Origin of the sequence: Cellulosimicrobium funkei (assembly GCF_004519295.1) — a bacterium.
Taxonomy (GTDB): domain Bacteria; phylum Actinomycetota; class Actinomycetes; order Actinomycetales; family Cellulomonadaceae; genus Cellulosimicrobium; species Cellulosimicrobium funkei.
Genome location: NZ_SOZH01000003.1, coordinates 104,536 through 122,097, shown reverse-complemented (window position 1 = coordinate 122,097; position 17,562 = coordinate 104,536). Strand labels below are relative to the sequence as shown.

The window sequence follows — 17,562 nt, the reverse complement described above, 5'->3', positions numbered from 1 at the left end:
TCCCGCTTCCCCGGTGCCGTACGCCGTCGTCGTGCCCTCCATCGGCCGCCCGTCGCTCGACCGGCTCCTGGAGACCCTCGTCGCCCAGGCCGACGGCCCGGGCTCCCCCGGGCCGGCCGAGGTCGTCGTCGCGGACGACCGCCGCCTGCCGCCGCCCGGCTCGACCGACCCGGTGCCCGACCCGCTCGACCTCGGGGACGCCGGCCGTGCGCTCGGCGCACGCGTCGTGCGCACCGGGGGCCGGGGCCCGGCCGCCGCGCGCAACGCCGGGTGGCGCTCGACGACCGCGCCGTGGGTCGTGCTCCTCGACGACGACGTCGAGCTCCCCGCCGGGTGGGCGCGCCTCCTCGCGCACGACCTCGCGGCGGCGACGCCCCGCACCGGCGGCGTGCAGGGCCGCCTGCACGTGCCGCTGCCCGCGCACCGCCGTCCGACGGACTGGGAGCGCGGGACCGCCGGGCTCGAGCGCGCGGCCTGGGCGACCGCCGACATGGCGTACCGGCGCGCCGCGCTCGAGCAGGTCGGTGGGTTCGACGAGCGCTTCCCCCGCGCCTACCGCGAGGACGCCGACCTCGCGCTGCGCGTGCGCGAGGCGGGCTGGGAGCTCGTGCGCGGCACGCGTACGACGACGCACCCCGTGCGCCCCGCGGACGACGCGGTGAGCCTGCGCGTGCAGGCCGGGACCCGCGACGACGCGACGTTCCGCGCCCTGCACGGGCCGGGGTGGCGCGAGCGTGCCGAGACCGGCCGCGGCCGCCTCGCGTGGCACGTCGCGACCGTCGCGGCCGCCGCGGTCGGCGTCGGCGGGCTCGTCGCGCGGCGCCCGCGCGTCGCGGCGCTCGGCGTGCTCGGGTGGGCGGCCCTCACCGCGCAGTTCCTCGGGCGCCGCCTCGCGCCGGGGCCGCGACCGGGCGACGACGCGTTCGGGCCCGAGCTGCGGCGCATGGCGTGGACGAGCGCCGCCATCCCGTTCGCCGCGGTGCGGCACCGCGTCGCGGGCGCGCTCGCCGCCCGGCGCGGGCTCGAGCCGTGGCCGCCGCCGCTCGCGGCCGTGCTCCTCGACCGCGACGGCACGCTCGTGCACGACGTCCCGTACAACGGCGACCCGGCGGCGGTGCGTCCCGTCGAGGGCGCCCGCGCCGTGCTCGACGACCTGCGCGCCCGCGGGGTCCGGCTCGGCGTGGTGTCCAACCAGTCCGGCGTCGGGCGCGGGCTCCTCACACGCGCGCAGGTCGACGCCGTGAACGCGCGCGTCGAGGAGCTGCTGGGCCCGTTCGACACGTGGCAGGTCTGCCCGCACGCGCCGGACGACGCGTGCGCGTGCCGCAAGCCCGGTCCCGGCCTCGTGCTCGCCGCGGCGGCCGACCTCGGCGTCGAGCCGTGGCGGTGCGCCGTCGTGGGCGACATCGGCGCCGACGTGGCCGCCGCGCTCGCCGCGGGCGCGACCCCGGTCCTCGTGCCGACGCCCGTGACGCGCGCCGAGGAGGTCGCCGCCGCCCCGTGCGTCGTGCCGGACCTCGCTGCGGCGGTCCGCGCGCTCGACGACCGCCTGCCCGGCTCGCGCCGGGAGCACTCCCCCGACGCGTCGGTTCCCGGCGCGTCCGCGGCGGCGCCGGGCGAGGAGCGTGCGGCATGAGCGCCGACGTGCTCGCCGTGCGCCTCGACAGCGACGGCGACGTCCTGCTCACGGGCCCCGCGGTCCGGGCGATGGCGCACGCGACCGCGCGCGACGGCGGCCGCGTGGACGTCCTGGCGGCCCCCGCCGGGCGCGCGGCGGCAGAGCTGCTCCCGGACGTGCGCGACGTGCTCGTCTTCGACGCCCCCTGGTCCGGCTACCGGCCCCCGCCCGTCGACCGCGCGAGCGTGCTCGACCTCGTGGCGACCCTCGCCGAGAGGCGCTACGCCGCCGCGGTCGTCTTCACCTCGTTCCACCAGAGCCCGCTGCCCGCGGCGATGCTGCTCAAGCTCGCGGGCGTCGGGCGCGTCGCCGCCGTGAGCGAGGACTACCCGGGCTCGCTCCTGGACGTGCGGCACACCCGCGCGGACGGCCTGCACGAGGTCGAAGCAGCGCTCGACCTCGTCCGCGCTGCGGGGTTCGGCGCGCCGCCCGACGGCGACCGGCTGCGCGTGCGCGGGCCGCTGCCCGACGTGTCGTCGCTCGTGCCCGCGGGGCCCTACGTCGTCGTGCACCCCGGCGCGTCCGTCCCCGCCCGGGCGCCCGCGCCCGACCACGCGCGCGACCTCGTCGCGGCGCTGGTCCGCGCGGGCCACGAGGTGGTCGTCACGGGCGGGCCCGGCGAGACGGACCTCGCGGCGCACGTCGCCGCCGGGCGCGCGCGGGACCTGTCGGGGCGCACGGACCTCGCGGGCTTGGCCGCGGTGCTCGCCGGCGCCCGGTGCGTCGTCGTCGGCAACACGGGGCCCGCGCACCTGGCCGCCGCGGTGGGCAGGCCCGTCGTGTCCCTCTTCGCCCCCGTGGTCCCCGCGGAGCGCTGGGCGCCGTGGGGCGTGCCGACCGTCCTGCTCGGCGACCAGGAGGCCGCGTGCCGCGGCACGCGCGCCCGGGTGTGCCCGGTGCCCGGCCACCCGTGCCTCGGCGTCGACCCGGACGACGTCGTCGCGGCCGTCGACCGGCTCGTCGTCCCGCACGTCGTGGGGACGCCCGCGCCCCGCGCGACACCGCTCCGGACCGTGGGGGTGACCCGATGAGGATCCTCGTGTGGCACGTGCACGGGTCGTGGGCGACGTCGTTCGTCGCCGGCGGCCACGAGTACCTGGTCCCGGTCGTCCCCGACCGCGGGCCCGACGGCCGCGGCCGCGCGCGCACCTGGGACTGGCCGCCCGGGGCGCGCGAGGTCGCGCCGGACGAGCTCGCCGACCTCGCGGCGGACCGCGCGATCGACGTCGTGGTGCTCCAGCGCCCCGAGGAGGTCGAGCTGCTGCGGCGCTGGACCGGGCTCGTGCCCGGCCGCGACGTCCCGGCCGTCTACGTCGAGCACAACGCCCCGACCGGCCACGCGGCCGCGACCCGGCACCCGCTCGCCGACCTGGACGTCGTCGAGGAGGGCCTCGTGCCGATCGTGCACGTCACGGCGTTCAACGCGCTCATGTGGGACACCGGCGACGCGCGCACGCTCGTCGTCGACCACGGCATCCCCGACCCCGGCCCGCTGTACACCGGGGAGCGGGCGAGCGTCGGGGTCGTCGTCAACGAGCCCGTGCGGCGCTGGCGCGTCGCCGGGACCGACGTGCTCGTCGGGCTGGGGCGGCACGTGCCGCTCGACGTCTACGGCATGGGCGTCGGCAAGCTCGCCGAGCACCTCGCGGCGCCCGGCGCCGCGCCGCACGACCCGCCGCACGACCTGCCGCACGACCTCCCGCACGGCCTGCACGACGACGTCCCTCAGGCCGCGATGCACGCGCGGCTCGCGACGTCGCGCGCCTACCTGCACCCCTACCGCTGGACGAGCCTCGGGCTCTCCCTGCTCGAGGCGATGGCGCTCGGGATGCCCGTCCTCGCGCTGCCGACCACCGAGGCGCCCGTCGCGGTGCCCCCGGCCGCGGGGCTCCTCAGCGCCCGTCCCGACGAGCTCGCCGCGACCGCGCGGCGCTGGCTCGCCGACCCCGACGACGCCCGCGAGCACGGCCGGGCGGCCCGCGCCCACGTGCTCGAGCACTACTCCCACGCCGCGTTCCTGCGGCGCTGGGACACGGTCCTGACGGAGGTGACCTCATGAAGATCGCGATGATCTCGGAGCACGCCAGCCCCCTCGCCGCCCTGGGCGGCGTCGACGCCGGCGGGCAGAACGTGCACGTCGCGTCGCTCGCCACGCGGCTCGGCGCGCAGGGCCACCGCGTGGAGGTGTTCACGCGCCGCGACGACGCGTCCCTCCCGGAGCGCGTCCCGCTCTCCCGCGGTGTCGAGGTCGTGCACGTGGACGCCGGTCCGCCCGTGCCCGTCCCCAAGGACGACCTCCTGCCCCACATGGACGCGTTCGGCGCCGACCTCCTGCGGCGGTGGATCGAGCCCGGGCCCCGGCCCGACGTCGTCCACGCCCACTTCTGGATGTCCGGGATCGCGGGCCTGCTGTCCGCGCCCCCGCTCGGGGTCCCGCTCGTGCAGACCTTCCACGCGCTCGGCTCCGTCAAGCGCCGCCACCAGGGCGCGCACGACACGAGCCCCGCCGAGCGGGTGGCCCGCGAGCGCCTGCTGTGCCGCGCGGTCGACCGGATCGTCGCGACGTGCGCCGACGAGGTCGCCGAGCTCGTCGCGCTCGGCGCCGACCCCGACCGCATCGACGTCGTGCCGTGCGGCGTGGACCTCGGCCGCTTCCTGCCCGACCCGGACCGCACCGAGCACCTGCACCGCGAGCCCGGCCGCCTGCGCCTGCTCTCGGTGGGCCGCCTCGTCGAGCGCAAGGGCGTCGACACCGTCATCGAGGCGCTCGCCGCGCTGCCGGGCGCGGAGCTCGTCGTCGCGGGCGGCCCCGCGCCGGGCGCGCTCGACGACGACCCGGAGGTCCTGCGGCTGCGCGCGGTCGCGGTGGCCTCCGGCGTCGCGGACCGCGTGCGGTTCGTGGGCAGCGTGACGCAGGACGACGTGCGCGACCTCATGCACGCCGCCGACGCCGTCGTGTGCGACCCCTGGTACGAGCCCTTCGGGATCGTCCCGCTCGAGGCCGCCGCGTGCGGCCGTCCCGTCGTGGGCGCGGCCGTGGGCGGGCTGCTCGACTCGGTCGTCGACGGGCGCACGGGCCTGCTCGTCCCGCCGCGCGACCCCGGGGCGCTCGCCGCCGCGCTGCGCCGGCTCGCCGACGACCCGGCGTTCGCGGAACGCCTCGGCTCGGCCGCGCGGCTGCGCGCCGAGCACCTGTACGGCTGGGTCACGGTCGCCGAGCGCACCGCCGAGTCGTACGAGCGCGTCACCACGACCCGCCAGGCCGAGCGCGGCCGAGCCCGGCCGGTGGCGGCCGGGCGCACCGCCCTGCGGGCGGTGAGCGCACCGTGACCGCGCCCCGGACGCCCTCCGGCGACACGCCCGGTGCCGGGTCCGGCGACGGCCCGCACGACGCCGCGCGCCGCTGGCTGCGCGCGCACGCCGACGACCTGCACGACGGCCTCGACCTGCTCACCGCCGAGGCGGGCCGGATCGACGCGTGGGGCGCGCGGCTCGCCGACACCGTGCTCGCGGGCGGGCGGCTGCTCGTCGCGGGCAACGGGGGCAGCGCCGCCGAGGCGCAGCACCTCACCGCCGAGCTCGTGGGCCGCTTCGACGGCGAGCGCACCCCGCTGTCCGCGATCAGCCTGCACGCGGAGACGTCGAGCCTCACGGCGATCGTCAACGACTACGGCATCGCCGAGATGTACGCGCGCCAGGTCGCGGCGCACGGTCGCCCCGGCGACGTGCTCGTGCTCCTGTCGACCTCCGGCGAGAGCGAGAACGTCGTCGCGGCGGCCCGCCGGGCCCGCGAGCTCGGCCTCACCACGTGGGCGCTCACGGGCCCGCGGGACTGCGCGCTCGCGGCCGCGTGCGACGACGTGCTCGCCCTGCGCGGCGCGTCGACCTCGTCCGTCCAGGAGCTGCACCTCGTCGTCGTGCACGCGCTGTGCGCCGCGCTCGACGCGCACGTGCGCCACCGCGAGGCGCGCGCCGCGGCAGACCTCCCGGGCGCCGGGTCGGCCGACGACCGGCCGGCCCCGGCACCCGCACCGGCCTCCGCGGCGGGGACCGGACCGCAGGTCGTCGTCGTCGGGGACGTGCTCCTCGACCGCGACGTCGACGGCCAGGTGACCCGCTTCTCCCCCGACGGTCCCGTGCCCGTCGTCGACACGCTCGGCGTCCGGCGCAGCCCGGGCGGCGCGGGGCTCACCGCGCTCCTCGCGACCGACGGCGCGAGCGTGCGCCTCGTCGCGCCGTTCGGCGACGACGACGCGGGCTCCGAGCTGCGGGCCCTGCTGCGCCCGCACCTCGACGTCGTCGCGCTGCCGCAGGTCGGCACGACGCGACGCAAGACCCGCGTGCGCTCCGGCGGCCAGACCGTCGTGCGCGTCGACGACGGCGGCCCCGCCCGACCCGGCGACCTGTCGGAGCGCGCGGCGCGGGCGGCGCTCGCGGGCGCGGACGTCGTGCTCGTGTCCGACTACGGCGCGGGGACGACCCACGCCGGGCCGGTCCGCGACGCGCTCGCGCACGCGGCCCGCACCGGGACGCTCGTGTGGGACCCGCACCCGCGCGGCGGCGCCCCGGTGCCCGGGACGGCGCTCGTCACGCCCAACCTCGCGGAGGCGCTCGACGCCGCGGAGGCGCTCGGCCTGGACGCGACGCCCGACGACCCCGGGGGCCTCGCGCGGTCGCTCGCGGCCGCGTGGGACGTGGGGGCGGTGTGCGTCACGGCGGGCGACCGCGGGGCGTTCGTCGCGCGCGCGGACGGCGAGCCGGCGTACGTGCCCGCGACCGTGGCGCACGGCGACCCGTGCGGCGCGGGCGACCGCTTCGCCTCGACGGCCGCGCTCGCGCTCGCCCGGGGCGAGGGCCTCGTCCCGGCGGTCGTCGCCGCCGTCGCCTCGGCCTCGGCCTGGGTCGCGGCGGGCGGCGCGGAGGGTTACCGGCGCCGGGCCGACTCCCCCGCCGACCGCACGCCGGGCGCGGCCCGGGAGCACGCGACGGGTCCCGCGTCAGGGGCCCCGACCCCCTCCGGCGCCACGCAGGACGCCCCGCCGTCGGACCCCGACGCGCCCGAGGCCGTGGCCGCCCGGCTGCGCGCCGCGGGCGGCACCGTCGTCGCCACGGGCGGCTGCTTCGACATCCTGCACGCCGGGCACGTCGCGACGCTCGAGGCGGCCGCGCGCCTGGGCGACCACCTCGTCGTCCTGCTCAACGGCGACGCGTCGGTGCAGCGGCTCAAGGGGCCGCAGCGCCCCGTCGTCGGGCAGGCCGACCGGGCCCGGGTCCTCGCCGCGCTCGACTGCGTGGCCGCCGTCGTCGTGTTCGACGAGGACGACCCGCGCGCCGCGCTCGACCGCCTGCGCCCCGACGTCTGGGCGAAGGGCGGCGACTACACGGAGGAGACGCTCCCCGAGGCGGAGACGGTCCGGCGCCACGGCGGCCGGGTCGTCGTCCTGCCCTACGTCGACGGCCGCTCCACGACCTCGATCCTCGAACGCTCCGGGCGGTTCGCGCCCGGGGTCCCCACCCTGACGGAGGAGACCACCGCATGACCACCACCACGTCCGCCCAGCGGACCGACGTCCCCGTACCCCGCGAGCTCGGCACCGTCTACGTCACCGGGGGCGCGAGCGGCCTGGGGGCCGCGCTCGTCGAGGCGGTGACGGCGGCGGGCGGCAAGCCGGTCGTCCTGGACCGGGTCGCGCCCGCCGACGGCGTGCCGCACGCGGTCGTCGACCTGTCCGACTCCGCCGCCGCGGCCGCCGCGGTCGAGCGGCTCGCGCTCGAGGTCGGGCCGCCCGACGCCGTCGTCACGGCCGCCGGCACCGACGCGTGCGGGCGCCTCGACGAGATCGACGTCGAGACGTGGGAGCGCGTCGTGCGCGTCAACCTGTTCGGCACGGTCGCCGTCGTGCGCGCCGCGCTGCCGTTCCTCGAGGAGCGCCGCGGCACGGTCGTCACGGTGGCGTCGACGCTCGGCCTCAAGGGGGTCTCGGACGCGACCGCCTACTGCGCGTCGAAGTTCGCGGTGCGCGGGTTCTCCCAGGCGCTCGCCGCGGAGCTCGCGGGACGCGTCGGCGTCACGTGCCTCGTGCCCGGAGGGATGCGCACCGCGTTCTTCGACGGCCGCACCGAGCAGTACAAGCCCGGGCCGGACGCCGACCTCAACGACCCGCGCGCGACCGCGGCGGCCGTCGTGACGGCGCTGCGCCAGCCGGTGGGCTGCGAGATCCGCGAGATGCTCGTCATGGCGTCCGGCGAGACGTCGTGGCCGTGACGGCGGGCGCGACGGAGCTGGCACCCGACCTGCCGGGGCGCGCGGGGCAGGACGAGGGGACCGTCCTCGTGCTGCGCGCGCTCGGGCTCGGGGACGCGCTGACGGCCGTGCCCGCGCTGCGGGGAGTGCGGCGCGCGTGGCCCGGTCGGCGCGTGCTCCTCGCCGCGCCAGCGGAGGTCGGCGGCTGGCTGCGCGACCTCGGCCTCGTCGACGGCGTCGTGCCGACCCGCGGCCTCCAGCCGCTCGTCTGGGCGCAGGAGGCGCGGACGCTCACCGGCGCGGACGCCGTCGGGCACGTGGCGGTGAACCTGCACGGCAGCGGTCCCGAGAGCCACCGGGTGCTGCTCCACACCGCCCCGCAGCGGGTCGTCGCGTTCGCGTCGGGCGACGCGGGGGTCGACGGGCCGCACTGGGACCCGGACGAGCACGAGGTCGACCGCTGGTGCCGGCTCGTCACCGCGGCGGGCGGCGCGTGCTCGCGCGAGGACCTGCGGCTCGACCCGCCGGGGTCGCGCGGGCGCCACGTCGTCGTGCACCCCGGCGCGGCGTCCGGCGCGCGCCGCTGGCCCGCGGACCGCTTCGCCGCGGTCGCGCGCGACCTCGCGGCCGCCGGTCACGACGTCGTCGTCACGGGCGGCCCCGACGAGCGCGACCTGTGCGCGCGGGTCGTGGCCGACGCGGACGCCGCCCTCGGCGGCCCCGCGGGGGCGCCGGACGGGACCGGCAGCGTGACCGACACGGCCGGGACGCTCGACCTGCCCGCGCTCGCCGACGTCGTCGCGACGGCCCGGCTCGTCGTCTGCGGGGACACGGGCGTGGCCCACCTGGCGACCGCGTACGGCACCCCGTCGGTGGTGCTGTTCGGCCCGACGCCGCCCGCCACGTGGGGCCCCGCCGTGGACCCGGAGCGGCACGCGGTGCTCTGGCACGGCGACACGGAGCAGAGGCCGGCGCACGCGCCCGACGACGCGGCGCGCGGCTACCGGGGTGACCCGCACGCCGCCGACCTCGACCCGGCGCTCGGCCGCATCACCGTCGCCGAGGTCGTCGCGGCCGCGCGGTCGCTCCTCGCGGGGCCGCAGGACCCCGCCGAGATGCGTGCGGGCGACGAGGCCCTGAGCGTCGAGGCATGACCTCCCCCGATCTCGACCCCCGCACCGACGGAAGGACCGCACCATGACCGGACCCGCCTCCCCCGATCCCGACCCGCTGGACGCCTCGCACCGCTCGTCCGCGGCCGACTTCTCGGCGAGCGGCGACGTGCAGCCCGGCGAGACCCCGCCCGCGGAGGACCAGGTGAGCGCGCCGCAGGGCCACGAGGAGCACGGCCCGCACCGGGCCGTGCCGTGGGTCTGGATCGGGGTCGTCGGCGTGGTCGCCGTCGTGACGGCCCTGTTCTTCGTGGGCTACGCCGTGGGGCTGCTCGGCTGAGGCCGGGCCGCGCGCGGCGCGGCGACCCCGAGCGAGCGCACGTCCCACCCGGCAGCACGCCACCGCGCGCCGTCGACGGCGTTGCGCGCGTCCACGAGGCGCGGCGACCGCACCACGTCGGCCAGAGCACCGGGGTCGAGGTCGCGGTACTCGTCCCACTCGGTCGCGAGGACCACGACGTCGGCGCCGGTCGCCGCCTCGCGCGCGTCCGTGGCATACCCGAGCTCGGGAGCGGCCGCCTGCGCGAGCGCGAGGGCCTGCGGGTCGGTGACGACGACGTCGGCCCCCTCCGCGGCGAGCGCCCGGGCCAGCGCGAGGGCGGGCGAGCTGCGCACGTCGTCGCTGTCCGGCTTGAACGCGGCGCCGAGCACCGCCACGCGTCGCCCCGCGAGGGAGCCGCCGCACGCGGTGCGCGCGAGCACGACGGCGCGCTCCCGGCAGCGGTCGTTGATGGCGTCGACCTCGTCGAGGAACGACACCGCCGGGCCGACGCCGAGCTCGCGCGCCCGGGCCGCGAACGCGCGGATGTCCTTGGGCAGGCACCCGCCGCCGAACCCCAGGCCCACGCCCAGGTACTCGCCGCCGATGCGGCGGTCGAGCGCCATGGTGCCGACGAGCGCGACCGCGTCGCCGCCCGCGGCCTCGCACACCTCCGCGACCGCGTTGGCGAACGAGATCTTCGTCGCGAGGAACGCGTTGGCGGCCACCTTCGCGAGCTCCGCGGTCGCGAGGTCGGTCACGAGGCGGGGCACGCCGTCGTCGAGCAGCCGCGCGTAGACGGCGTCGAGGCGCTCGACCAGCGCGTCGCCGTCGTCGGGCACGCCGTAGACGAGCCGGTCCGGGTGCAGCGTGTCCGCGACCGCGTGCCCCTCGCGCAGGAACTCGGGGTTCCAGGCGAGCCGGACGCCGTCGGGCAGGTCCGTCGCGAGCCGGGCCGCCGTGCCGACGGGGACGGTCGACTTGCCGACCACCACCGACCCCGGGCGCAGGTGGGGGCGCAGCGCCGCGAGCGCCGCCTCGAGCTGCTGCAGGTCCGCGACGCCGCTGCCCGCCGACTGCGGCGTGCCGACGCACAGGAAGTGCACGTCGGCGACGCCAGCGTGCGCGACGTCGGTCGAGAACGTGAGCGACCCCGCCCCGCCCGGGTCGGCCAGGAGCGCGGCGAGACCTGGCTCGAAGAACGGGGCCCTGCCCTCGGCGAGCGCCGCGACGCGCGCCGGGTCGACGTCGATGCCGACGACCTCGTGCCCCAGGCGCGCGAGGGCCGCCGCGTGGACCGCCCCGAGATAGCCGCAGCCGTGCACCGAGACCCTCATGCCGGCTCACCCGCCTCGTCGGTGGCGCCGCCGCGCGCCGCACCGACCGCGACGGGCGTCTCGCCGCCGCCATCGGAGCGGAACCACTCGACCGTCCGGGCGAGGCCCTCGGCCCACGGCGTGCGGGCCCGCCAGCCGAGCGTGCGCTCGGCGAGGCTCGTGTCCGGTCGACGGCGGCGCGGGTCGTCCTCGGGCAGGTCGACGTGCACGATCCCGGCGTCGCTCCCCGTCGCCGCGAGCACGTCCCGCGCGACGCGCTCCACCGTGAGCTCCGTCGGGTCGCCAAGGTTCACCGGGCCCGGGTGGTCGGTGCGCGCGAACGCGAGGATGCCCTCGACGAGGTCGTCCACGAAGCACACCGACCGGGTCTGCGACCCGTCACCCGCGACGGTCAGCGGCTCGCCCGCGAGCGCCTGCCGCACGAACGTCGGGACCATGCGGCCGTCGTGCCCCCGCATCCGGGGCCCGTACGTGTTGAAGATCCGCACGATCCCCGTGTCCACGCCGCGGCTGCGGCGGTACGCGGCGGTGGTCGCCTCCGCGAACCGCTTGGACTCGTCGTAGACGCTGCGCGGCCCGACGGGGTTCACGTGGCCCCAGTAATCCTCGCGCTGCGGGTGCACCTCCGGGTCGCCGTACACCTCGGACGTCGAGGCGAGCACGAACCGCGCCCCGGCACGCTCGGCCAGCTCGAGGCCGTGGCGCGTCCCCGCCGAGCCCACGAGCAGGGTCTCGAGCGGGAGCCGGAGGTAGTCCACGGGCGAGGCGGGCGACGCGAGGTGCAGCACAAGGTCGACCCGCTCGGGGTCGGGCACGTCGATCCCGGCGCTGACGTCTCCCTCGACGAAGCGGAACCGCGGCTCGTCGCGCAGCGCGTCGAGGTTGCGGACCCGCCCGGTCGACAGGTCGTCGACGCACACGACCTCGACGCCCTGTCCCACCAGCGCCTCGCACACGTGGCTGCCCACGAACCCGGCACCGCCCAGCACGACGGCGCGGCGCACGGTGCGGGCCGCGCTCGAGGTCTCCGGGGTGTCGCTCATGCTCGTCTCCTCGCGACGGAGCGCGACGCAGGCACGCGGGGACGTTCCGTCCCGCCGGTCGCGCTCGTGCGGACGGGCTCGTGGCTGGACCCGGGGCTCCCACGCTCACACGCCTCCTGTCGGCTCGCACGGCGGCTCGCACGCCGTGCCCGCGCGGGTTCGTCCGGGCGCACGGGACGGGCGCACGTGGCGGGCGCACGGTCCGGCACCGGGCGCGAGCGATCCGGGGCCGTGGCACGGTGACGCGATGAGCGCACCGACCGCACCCCAGCAGCAGGCCGCCGACCCGGACACCAAGCTGTCCCGTTCGGTCGGGGGACGGCTCCTGTACCTCTTCATCCTCGGCGACGTGCTCGGCGCGGGCGTCTACGCGCTCGTCGGCGAGATGGCCGGCGAGGTGGGCGGCGCCGTCTGGCTGCCGCTCCTCGTCGCCCTCGGCCTCGCCCTGCTGACCGCCGGGTCGTACGCCGAGCTCGTGACCAAGTACCCGCAGGCCGGCGGCGCGGCCGTGTTCGCGGACCGCGCGTTCCGCAGCCCGCTCGTGTCGTTCCTCGTCGGGTTCTCCATGCTCGCCGCAGGCGTGACGAGCGCCGCGGGCCTCTCCCTGGCCTTCGCCGGCGACTACTTCGCGACGTTCGTCGACGCCCCCGACCGCCTCGTGGCCGTGCTGTTCCTCGCCGTCGTGGCCGCGCTCAACGCGCGCGGCATCAAGGAGTCGCTGCGCGCCAACGTCGCGATGACCGCGATCGAGCTGTCCGGGCTCGTGCTCGTCGTCGTGCTCGCCGCCGTCGTGCTGGGGCGCGGCGAAGGGTCGCCGGGCCGCGTCACGCAGTTCGCGGAGGGCACGACGCCGGCGCTCGCCGTCCTCGCGGCCGCCATCCTCGCGTACTACTCGTTCGTCGGGTTCGAGACGTCGGCGAACCTCGCCGAGGAGGTGCGCGACGTGCGCCGCACCTACCCGCGCGCGCTGTTCGGCGCGCTCGTCACCGCGGGCGTCGTGTACGTCGCGGTGGGCGTCGCCGCGGTCGCGGTCGTCGACCCCGAGACGCTCGCCGGCTCGACCGGGCCCCTGCTCGAGGTCGTCGACGCGGAGGGGTCGGTGCCCGCGTGGGTGTTCTCCCTCGTCGCGCTGATCGCCGTCGCGAACGGGGCGCTGCTCACGATGATCATGGCGAGCCGGCTCGCGTACGGCATGGCCGAGCAGGGCCTGCTCCCCGCCACGCTCGGGCGCGTGCTCCCCCGCCGTCGCACGCCGTGGGTCGCGATCGTCGTGACGACCGTGGTCGCGATGGGGCTCGTGTTCACGGGCGACGTCGCGGGCCTCGCCGAGACCGTCGTGCTGCTCCTGCTGCTCGTGTTCGCCTCGACGAACGTCGCGGTCCTCGTGCTGCGCCGCGACCCCGTCGACGCGCCGCACTTCCGCGTCGCGACGGTCGTGCCGGTGCTGGGCGTGGCGTCGTGCGTCCTGCTCCTGACGCAGCAGGACGCCATGACGTGGCTGCGCGCGGGTATCCTGCTCGCCGTCGGCGCGGTGCTGTACGTCGTGATGCGCTGGACCCGCCGGGCCGCGGACGCACGCGCGGCGTGACGGCGCGGCGCTCGGCTCGGCTCGGAGGAGGACCGTGGACCCGATCGGCCGAGAGCGTCGCCTGGTCCGCGCCGCCCGGCTCCTGGCCGCCGGCGTCGTGCTGCCGCTCCTCGCCTGGTGGCTCACCACCTGGGAGGGGAACTACCACCTCGGCTCGGTCTGGCACTACGTCAACCAGGCGGAGAGCCGGGCCGAGCCGTGGAGCGCGGCGGCGATCGAGTCCAACCGGGAGCACCTGGTGGCCGCCGCCCTCCTGGCCGTCGCCGGCCTCGTGTGCCTCGTCGCCGGCCTGACGGTGGCCGTCCGGGCACTGCGCGTCCCGGCGGAGGACCGCGAGCAGGACCGCTAGGAGAACGGGACGAACGGGGGTTGCTCCGGTCCTGACAGCGTCGACTGGAGCACGAGCGCCACGGTGAGCACCGCGACCGGGATCGCCACACCGAGGAGTGCGCACCGAGCCGCGACCGCGGCCGTCAGCCCGCCGCGAGCCCCGGCGCGGACCGCCAGGCCGACGGCGGAGAGCGCGACGACCAGCAACAGGACGGCACCGACCAGCGCGCGGACGGCGACCGGCCGGTCGGGCACCCCGTCGAGCAGCCCGCTCGACCCGGCGTCCAGCCACCACAGCTCCCACAAGTACTCGCTGGCCGCCCGGCCCAGCAGGACGGCGGGCACGGCGGCGGCGAGCGCGGCACCTCCCACGACGAGCGCGGCACCCCGCCGACCTCGGCCCGGCCCGTGCTCCGACCCTGCGCGTGACGTCATGGCGGAAAGGTACCAACAGCGCAGAACGGACGAGCCGCGCTGTTCCCGCGACAGCAGACCTCCGTACCCCTGGGTGGCCCGACGTGCCGCCGTCAGAGAGGCGTCGCCCCGCCGACCGCCTTCGACGCGACGAGCTCGGCCTTGAACCCCGCAGAGTTCTCGAGCCATCCGGCGTAGTGGTCGGGACCGCCGGCGTGCGGGTAACGGTCGTGGTAGAGCGGGCGCCACCCGTGGTCGGGCGCGGCGACCATGAGCGCGTCGACCGTCGCGGGAGCACCGGCCCGGAACGCGAGGTGGTTGACCCCCGGGGCCCGGCGGTCGTGCGTCGCCCCGGTGAGGTTCGGGGACGTCGTGAACGTGAGGTAGGCCCCGCCACCGGCCCACGACTCACCGTCCGGCCACTCGCTGCGGCGCGAGAACCCGAGCGCGCCCAGCAGCCAGCCCCACTCGGCTCGGGCCGTCGCGAGGTCCGCGACCCAGATCTCGACGTGGTGCAGCCCGGTCACGGCACGCACCGCCCGCTCCCGGCGAACACCCCTCAGCCGTCCGCGGGCCGGGCGACCGAGCCGCGCACGACGAGGTGCAGCGGCAGCACGGTGCGCGCGGGCGGGACCGCGGGCGGGGTGCCGGTCATCGATCGCTCGATCGCGTCCATCGCGGCGAGCGCGAGCGCCACGACGGGCTGCTCGAGCGTCGTGAGCTTGGGGCGCAGCCACTGGCCGACACGGATGCCGTCGCACCCGACGACCGAGAGGTCCTCGGGGATGGAGATCCCGTGCAGCTCGGCGGCGCCCAGCATCCCGACGGCCACGATGTCGCTGCCGACGAACACGGCCGTCGGCGCGTTCCCGGGCCGCGTGAGGTAGGGGAACGTCGAGGCGCCGAACTGCTCGGTGTACGGGCCGTGGCGCACGAGGTCCGGGTCGACGTCGAGGCCGGCGTCGTGCATCGCGTCGACGTAGCCGCGCAGGCGGTCCTGGGTCGTGGACAGCTCCGCGGGCCCGGCGACGTGGGCGATGCGCCGGTGCCCCTGCTGCACGAGGTAGCTCGTGGCCTGGTAGGCGCCGCCGTAGTTGTCGACGGTGATCGTCTCGACGGGCAGGTCGAGGTCGACCTCCTCGTCGATGACGACGACGGGCAGCCCGTCCGCGACGGCGCGCGCGAGCCGGTCGTCGGTGCGGGACATCCCCACGTAGACGACGCCGCCGAGCGAGCCGTCGCTCGCGAGGAGCTGGCCCAGGCCGGACTCGGCGTCGCCGTGCCGCGTCGACAGCGCGACGACGAGCGGGACGCGGCGGTCGCCCGCGAGGCGCGCGACCTCCTCGGCGAGAGCGGTGAAGAACGGGTTGACGAAGTCGGGCACGACGAGCGCGACCACCCCGGTGCGACGCTCGTCGTCGCGCGCGGCGGGACCGGGCGCGGGGACGACGTACCCCACCTCGCGGACCGCGGCGTCGATCCGCGCCGCCGTCTCCGGCTGGACGTTGAGCTGCCCGCGCAGGTAGCGCGACGCCGTCGAGGCCGACACGCCGGCACGTTGCGCAACACGCGTGAGCGTCATGGCTCCCCTTCCTCGGGGCGGTCCCCCAGATCCCCTGCACTCTACCGGGAGCGTCGGGCCGCGCACGGTGTTGACAGCCGCGCCGCTCGCCCCCTACGGTCTTGCGCAAAGCTACACAACGTTGCGCAACGTCGTCGAGGACGTCGCCGCGCGACCTGATCGCAAGGAGGCCGGGATGAGCCGGGTTCTGCTCGCCGGGGAGTCGTGGATCAACGCGACCACCGACTACAAGGGGTACGACGCGTTCCCCCACGCCCAGCTCGAGATCGGGTGCGCGCGCCTGCTCGAGGCGCTGGCCGCCGAGGGCCACGAGGTCACGCACCTGCCCTCGCACCTCGTCGCCGAGGACTTCCCCTCCACGCTCGACGCGCTCGACGCCTACGACGTCGTGATCCTGTCCGACATCGGCGCCAACTCGCTCCTGCTCCCGCCGGTCGTGTTCTCCCAGGGGCGCCCGTTCCCGAACCGGCTCAAGCTCCTCGCCGAGTGGGTCCGCCGCGGCGGCGGCCTCATGATGGCCGGCGGCTACCTCAGCTTCCAGGGCTTCCAGGCCAAGGCGAACTACCACGGCACCGCGGTCGAGGCCGTCCTGCCCGTCGACATCCTCCCGTACGACGACCGCGAGGAGACCCCCGAGGGCATCGGCGGCACCCTGACCGACGTCGAGCACCCCGTCACCGCCGGCCTCGACCGCGAGTGGCCGATCCTCCTCGGCTACCAGCGCCTCACCGCCAAGGCCGACGCGACCGTCCTCGCCACCATCGAGGGCCGCCCGCTCGTCGCCGTCCGCAGCGAGGGCGAGGGTCGCACGCTCGCGTTCGCCTCCGACATCTCCCCGCACTGGGCCCCGCGCGAGTTCATGGACTGGGCCGGCTACGGCCCGCTGTTCGGCCAGGCCGTCACCTGGCTCGCGGGCTGATGACGCCCGAGGTGGTGGTCGTCGGCAGCCTGAACATGGACCTCAGGCTGACCGTCGACCGCCTGCCCCGCTCGGGCGAGACCGTCTCCGCGACGGGCCTCGTCCGCTCCCCCGGCGGCAAGGGCGCCAACCAGGCGGTCGCCGCCGCCCGGCTCGGCCGCCGCGTCGCCATGGTCGGCGCCGTCGGCGACGACGACGACGGCCGCGCGATCCGCCGCCGCCTCGCCGTCGAGGGCCTCGTCCTCGACGGGCTCGCGACGGCGGACCGCCCCACCGGCGTCGCCGTCGTGCTGTGGGAGCAGCCCGAGTCAACGATCGTCATCGAGCCCGGCGCGAACGCCGTCGTCGACGAGGCGTTCGTCACCGAGCGCGCCGACCTCGTCCGCGACGCGGCCGCCGTCCTGTGCCAGTGCGAGACGCCGCTCGGCGCCCTGCGCGCCGTCGCCGCCACCGCGACGGGCACCACGGTGCTCAACCCGGCGCCCGCCGTCCCGCTGCCCGCCCCCGTGCGCGCCGCGTTCCGCGTGCTCGTGCCCAACCGGTTCGAGCTCGCGACCCTCGTCGGCGCGAGCGACGAGCCCGTCGGCACCGACGCCGTGCTCGCCATGGTCCGCGCGCTCGACCACCCCGGGGACGTCGTCGTCACCCTCGGGGCCGACGGCGCGCTCGTCGTCCCCGCAGGAGGAGCACCCGTCACCGTCCCGGCGGAGCGCGTCGACGCCGTCGACACGACCGCCGCCGGCGACTCGTTCTGCGCGGCGCTCGCGGACGGCCTCCTCCACGGCGGCGACCTCGTCGAGTCCGCCCGCTGGGCGGCGCACGTCGCCGCCTCCACCACCACCCGCCACGGCGCCGTCGACTCCCTGCCGCGCGCCACCGACCTGGCCCCCGAGGGCACCAGGATTCCGCTCCACAGCTAAGTCCGACGTACCGTCGGAGGAAGGCACGGTCACGCAATGAAGCACACCACGCCGGCGACCACCGGTTCCCCGTCCG

17 protein-coding genes are annotated in these 17,562 nt (G+C 77.6%); 12 read left to right on the top strand and 5 right to left on the bottom strand.

Annotated elements, in window-relative coordinates; translation table 11 throughout:
• Nucleotides 1-31 precede the first annotated feature (31 nt).
• From E1O70_RS20650 to E1O70_RS03520, 8 genes are read left to right on the top strand one after another with little or no spacing between them, the layout of a single operon-like run.
• Nucleotides 32-1,636: an HAD-IIIA family hydrolase gene (locus E1O70_RS20650; protein WP_306303304.1), complete on the top strand. Its 1,605-nt coding sequence runs from the start codon at nt 32-34 to the stop codon at nt 1,634-1,636.
• Entirely contained in the window at nt 1,633-2,709 is a 1,077-nt protein-coding gene (locus E1O70_RS03550; RefSeq protein ID WP_061267404.1) for a glycosyltransferase family 9 protein, read from the top strand. Before E1O70_RS20650 ends, E1O70_RS03550 begins: the two co-directional genes overlap by 4 nt.
• A complete protein-coding gene (locus tag E1O70_RS03545) occupies nt 2,706-3,737 on the top strand; it encodes a glycosyltransferase (protein WP_061267403.1) in 1,032 nt (343 codons plus the stop codon). Before E1O70_RS03550 ends, E1O70_RS03545 begins: the two co-directional genes overlap by 4 nt.
• Entirely contained in the window at nt 3,734-5,008 is a 1,275-nt protein-coding gene (locus tag E1O70_RS03540; protein WP_061267402.1) for a glycosyltransferase, read from the top strand. The genes E1O70_RS03545 and E1O70_RS03540 overlap by 4 nt, the downstream gene beginning before the upstream one ends.
• Nucleotides 5,005-7,218, top strand: a complete 2,214-nt coding sequence (locus E1O70_RS03535; protein ID WP_082774370.1) for a PfkB family carbohydrate kinase — start codon at nt 5,005-5,007, stop codon at nt 7,216-7,218. Before E1O70_RS03540 ends, E1O70_RS03535 begins: the two co-directional genes overlap by 4 nt.
• A complete protein-coding gene (locus tag E1O70_RS03530) occupies nt 7,215-7,943 on the top strand; it encodes an SDR family oxidoreductase (protein WP_034652895.1) in 729 nt (242 codons plus the stop codon). Before E1O70_RS03535 ends, E1O70_RS03530 begins: the two co-directional genes overlap by 4 nt.
• On the top strand, nt 7,934-9,076 hold the full coding sequence (locus E1O70_RS03525) for a glycosyltransferase family 9 protein (RefSeq protein WP_082774369.1): 1,143 nt from the start codon (nt 7,934-7,936) through the stop codon (nt 9,074-9,076). The genes E1O70_RS03530 and E1O70_RS03525 overlap by 10 nt, the downstream gene beginning before the upstream one ends.
• Before the next feature lie 43 nt (nt 9,077-9,119).
• Nucleotides 9,120-9,374: a DUF6480 family protein gene (locus tag E1O70_RS03520; protein WP_240696585.1), complete on the top strand. Its 255-nt coding sequence runs from the start codon at nt 9,120-9,122 to the stop codon at nt 9,372-9,374.
• On the opposite strand, the gene E1O70_RS03515 is transcribed toward E1O70_RS03520, so the two are convergent.
• Nucleotides 9,350-10,690, bottom strand: coding sequence for a UDP-glucose dehydrogenase family protein (locus E1O70_RS03515; protein WP_061267401.1), 1,341 nt, complete (start codon nt 10,688-10,690; stop codon nt 9,350-9,352). The genes E1O70_RS03520 and E1O70_RS03515 overlap by 25 nt on opposite strands.
• The gene (locus E1O70_RS03510; protein WP_061267400.1) at nt 10,687-11,733 is read right to left on the bottom strand and encodes an NAD-dependent epimerase/dehydratase family protein; all 1,047 of its coding nucleotides are present in this window, start codon (nt 11,731-11,733) and stop codon (nt 10,687-10,689) included. Before E1O70_RS03510 ends, E1O70_RS03515 begins: the two co-directional genes overlap by 4 nt.
• Before the next feature lie 247 nt (nt 11,734-11,980).
• Between E1O70_RS03510 and E1O70_RS03505 the strand changes: the two genes are divergently transcribed.
• Together E1O70_RS03505 and E1O70_RS03500 are read left to right on the top strand one after the other, a co-directional pair.
• The gene (locus tag E1O70_RS03505; RefSeq protein WP_061267399.1) at nt 11,981-13,321 is read left to right on the top strand and encodes an APC family permease; all 1,341 of its coding nucleotides are present in this window, start codon (nt 11,981-11,983) and stop codon (nt 13,319-13,321) included.
• Nucleotides 13,322-13,355: 34 nt separating this feature from the next.
• Nucleotides 13,356-13,670, top strand: a complete 315-nt coding sequence (locus tag E1O70_RS03500; RefSeq protein ID WP_061267398.1) for a hypothetical protein — start codon at nt 13,356-13,358, stop codon at nt 13,668-13,670.
• On the opposite strand, the gene E1O70_RS03495 is transcribed toward E1O70_RS03500, so the two are convergent.
• The 3 genes from E1O70_RS03495 to E1O70_RS03485 all read right to left on the bottom strand — a co-directional run bounded on the left by E1O70_RS03495 (nt 13,667) and on the right by E1O70_RS03485 (nt 15,647).
• Nucleotides 13,667-14,086 (bottom strand): hypothetical protein, encoded by a 420-nt coding sequence (locus tag E1O70_RS03495; RefSeq protein WP_128957496.1) that lies wholly within the window; start codon nt 14,084-14,086, stop codon nt 13,667-13,669. The genes E1O70_RS03500 and E1O70_RS03495 overlap by 4 nt on opposite strands.
• A gap of 92 nt (nt 14,087-14,178) precedes the next feature.
• Nucleotides 14,179-14,592: a VOC family protein gene (locus E1O70_RS03490; protein ID WP_061267435.1), complete on the bottom strand. Its 414-nt coding sequence runs from the start codon at nt 14,590-14,592 to the stop codon at nt 14,179-14,181.
• Between the two features lie 32 nt (nt 14,593-14,624).
• Entirely contained in the window at nt 14,625-15,647 is a 1,023-nt protein-coding gene (locus E1O70_RS03485) for a LacI family DNA-binding transcriptional regulator (protein WP_061267396.1), read from the bottom strand.
• 175 nt (nt 15,648-15,822) lie between these two features.
• On the opposite strand from E1O70_RS03485, the gene E1O70_RS03480 reads away from it, so the two are divergent.
• Nucleotides 15,823-16,566, top strand: a complete 744-nt coding sequence (locus E1O70_RS03480) for a glutamine amidotransferase (protein ID WP_061267395.1) — start codon at nt 15,823-15,825, stop codon at nt 16,564-16,566.
• Nucleotides 16,566-17,486, top strand: a complete 921-nt coding sequence (locus E1O70_RS03475) for a ribokinase (protein WP_043653989.1) — start codon at nt 16,566-16,568, stop codon at nt 17,484-17,486. Before E1O70_RS03480 ends, E1O70_RS03475 begins: the two co-directional genes overlap by 1 nt.
• Nucleotides 17,487-17,562: the final 76 nt, after the last annotated feature.

Excerpts from the sequence above, each read along its gene's own strand:
- E1O70_RS03550 (WP_061267404.1), top strand. The coding sequence starts at position 1,633 with ATGAGCGCCGACGTGCTCGCCGTGCGCCTCGACAGCGACGGCGACGTC.
- E1O70_RS03545 (WP_061267403.1), top strand. The coding sequence starts at position 2,706 with ATGAGGATCCTCGTGTGGCACGTGCACGGGTCGTGGGCGACGTCGTTC.
- E1O70_RS03540 (WP_061267402.1), top strand. The coding sequence starts at position 3,734 with ATGAAGATCGCGATGATCTCGGAGCACGCCAGCCCCCTCGCCGCCCTG.
- E1O70_RS03530 (WP_034652895.1), top strand. The coding sequence starts at position 7,215 with ATGACCACCACCACGTCCGCCCAGCGGACCGACGTCCCCGTACCCCGC.
- E1O70_RS03520 (WP_240696585.1), top strand. The coding sequence starts at position 9,120 with ATGACCGGACCCGCCTCCCCCGATCCCGACCCGCTGGACGCCTCGCAC.
- E1O70_RS03515 (WP_061267401.1), bottom strand. The coding sequence starts at position 10,690 with ATGAGGGTCTCGGTGCACGGCTGCGGCTATCTCGGGGCGGTCCACGCG.
- E1O70_RS03510 (WP_061267400.1), bottom strand. The coding sequence starts at position 11,733 with ATGAGCGACACCCCGGAGACCTCGAGCGCGGCCCGCACCGTGCGCCGC.
- E1O70_RS03505 (WP_061267399.1), top strand. The coding sequence starts at position 11,981 with ATGAGCGCACCGACCGCACCCCAGCAGCAGGCCGCCGACCCGGACACC.
- E1O70_RS03495 (WP_128957496.1), bottom strand. The coding sequence starts at position 14,086 with ATGACGTCACGCGCAGGGTCGGAGCACGGGCCGGGCCGAGGTCGGCGG.
- E1O70_RS03485 (WP_061267396.1), bottom strand. The coding sequence starts at position 15,647 with ATGACGCTCACGCGTGTTGCGCAACGTGCCGGCGTGTCGGCCTCGACG.
- E1O70_RS03480 (WP_061267395.1), top strand. The coding sequence starts at position 15,823 with ATGAGCCGGGTTCTGCTCGCCGGGGAGTCGTGGATCAACGCGACCACC.
- E1O70_RS03475 (WP_043653989.1), top strand. The coding sequence starts at position 16,566 with ATGACGCCCGAGGTGGTGGTCGTCGGCAGCCTGAACATGGACCTCAGG.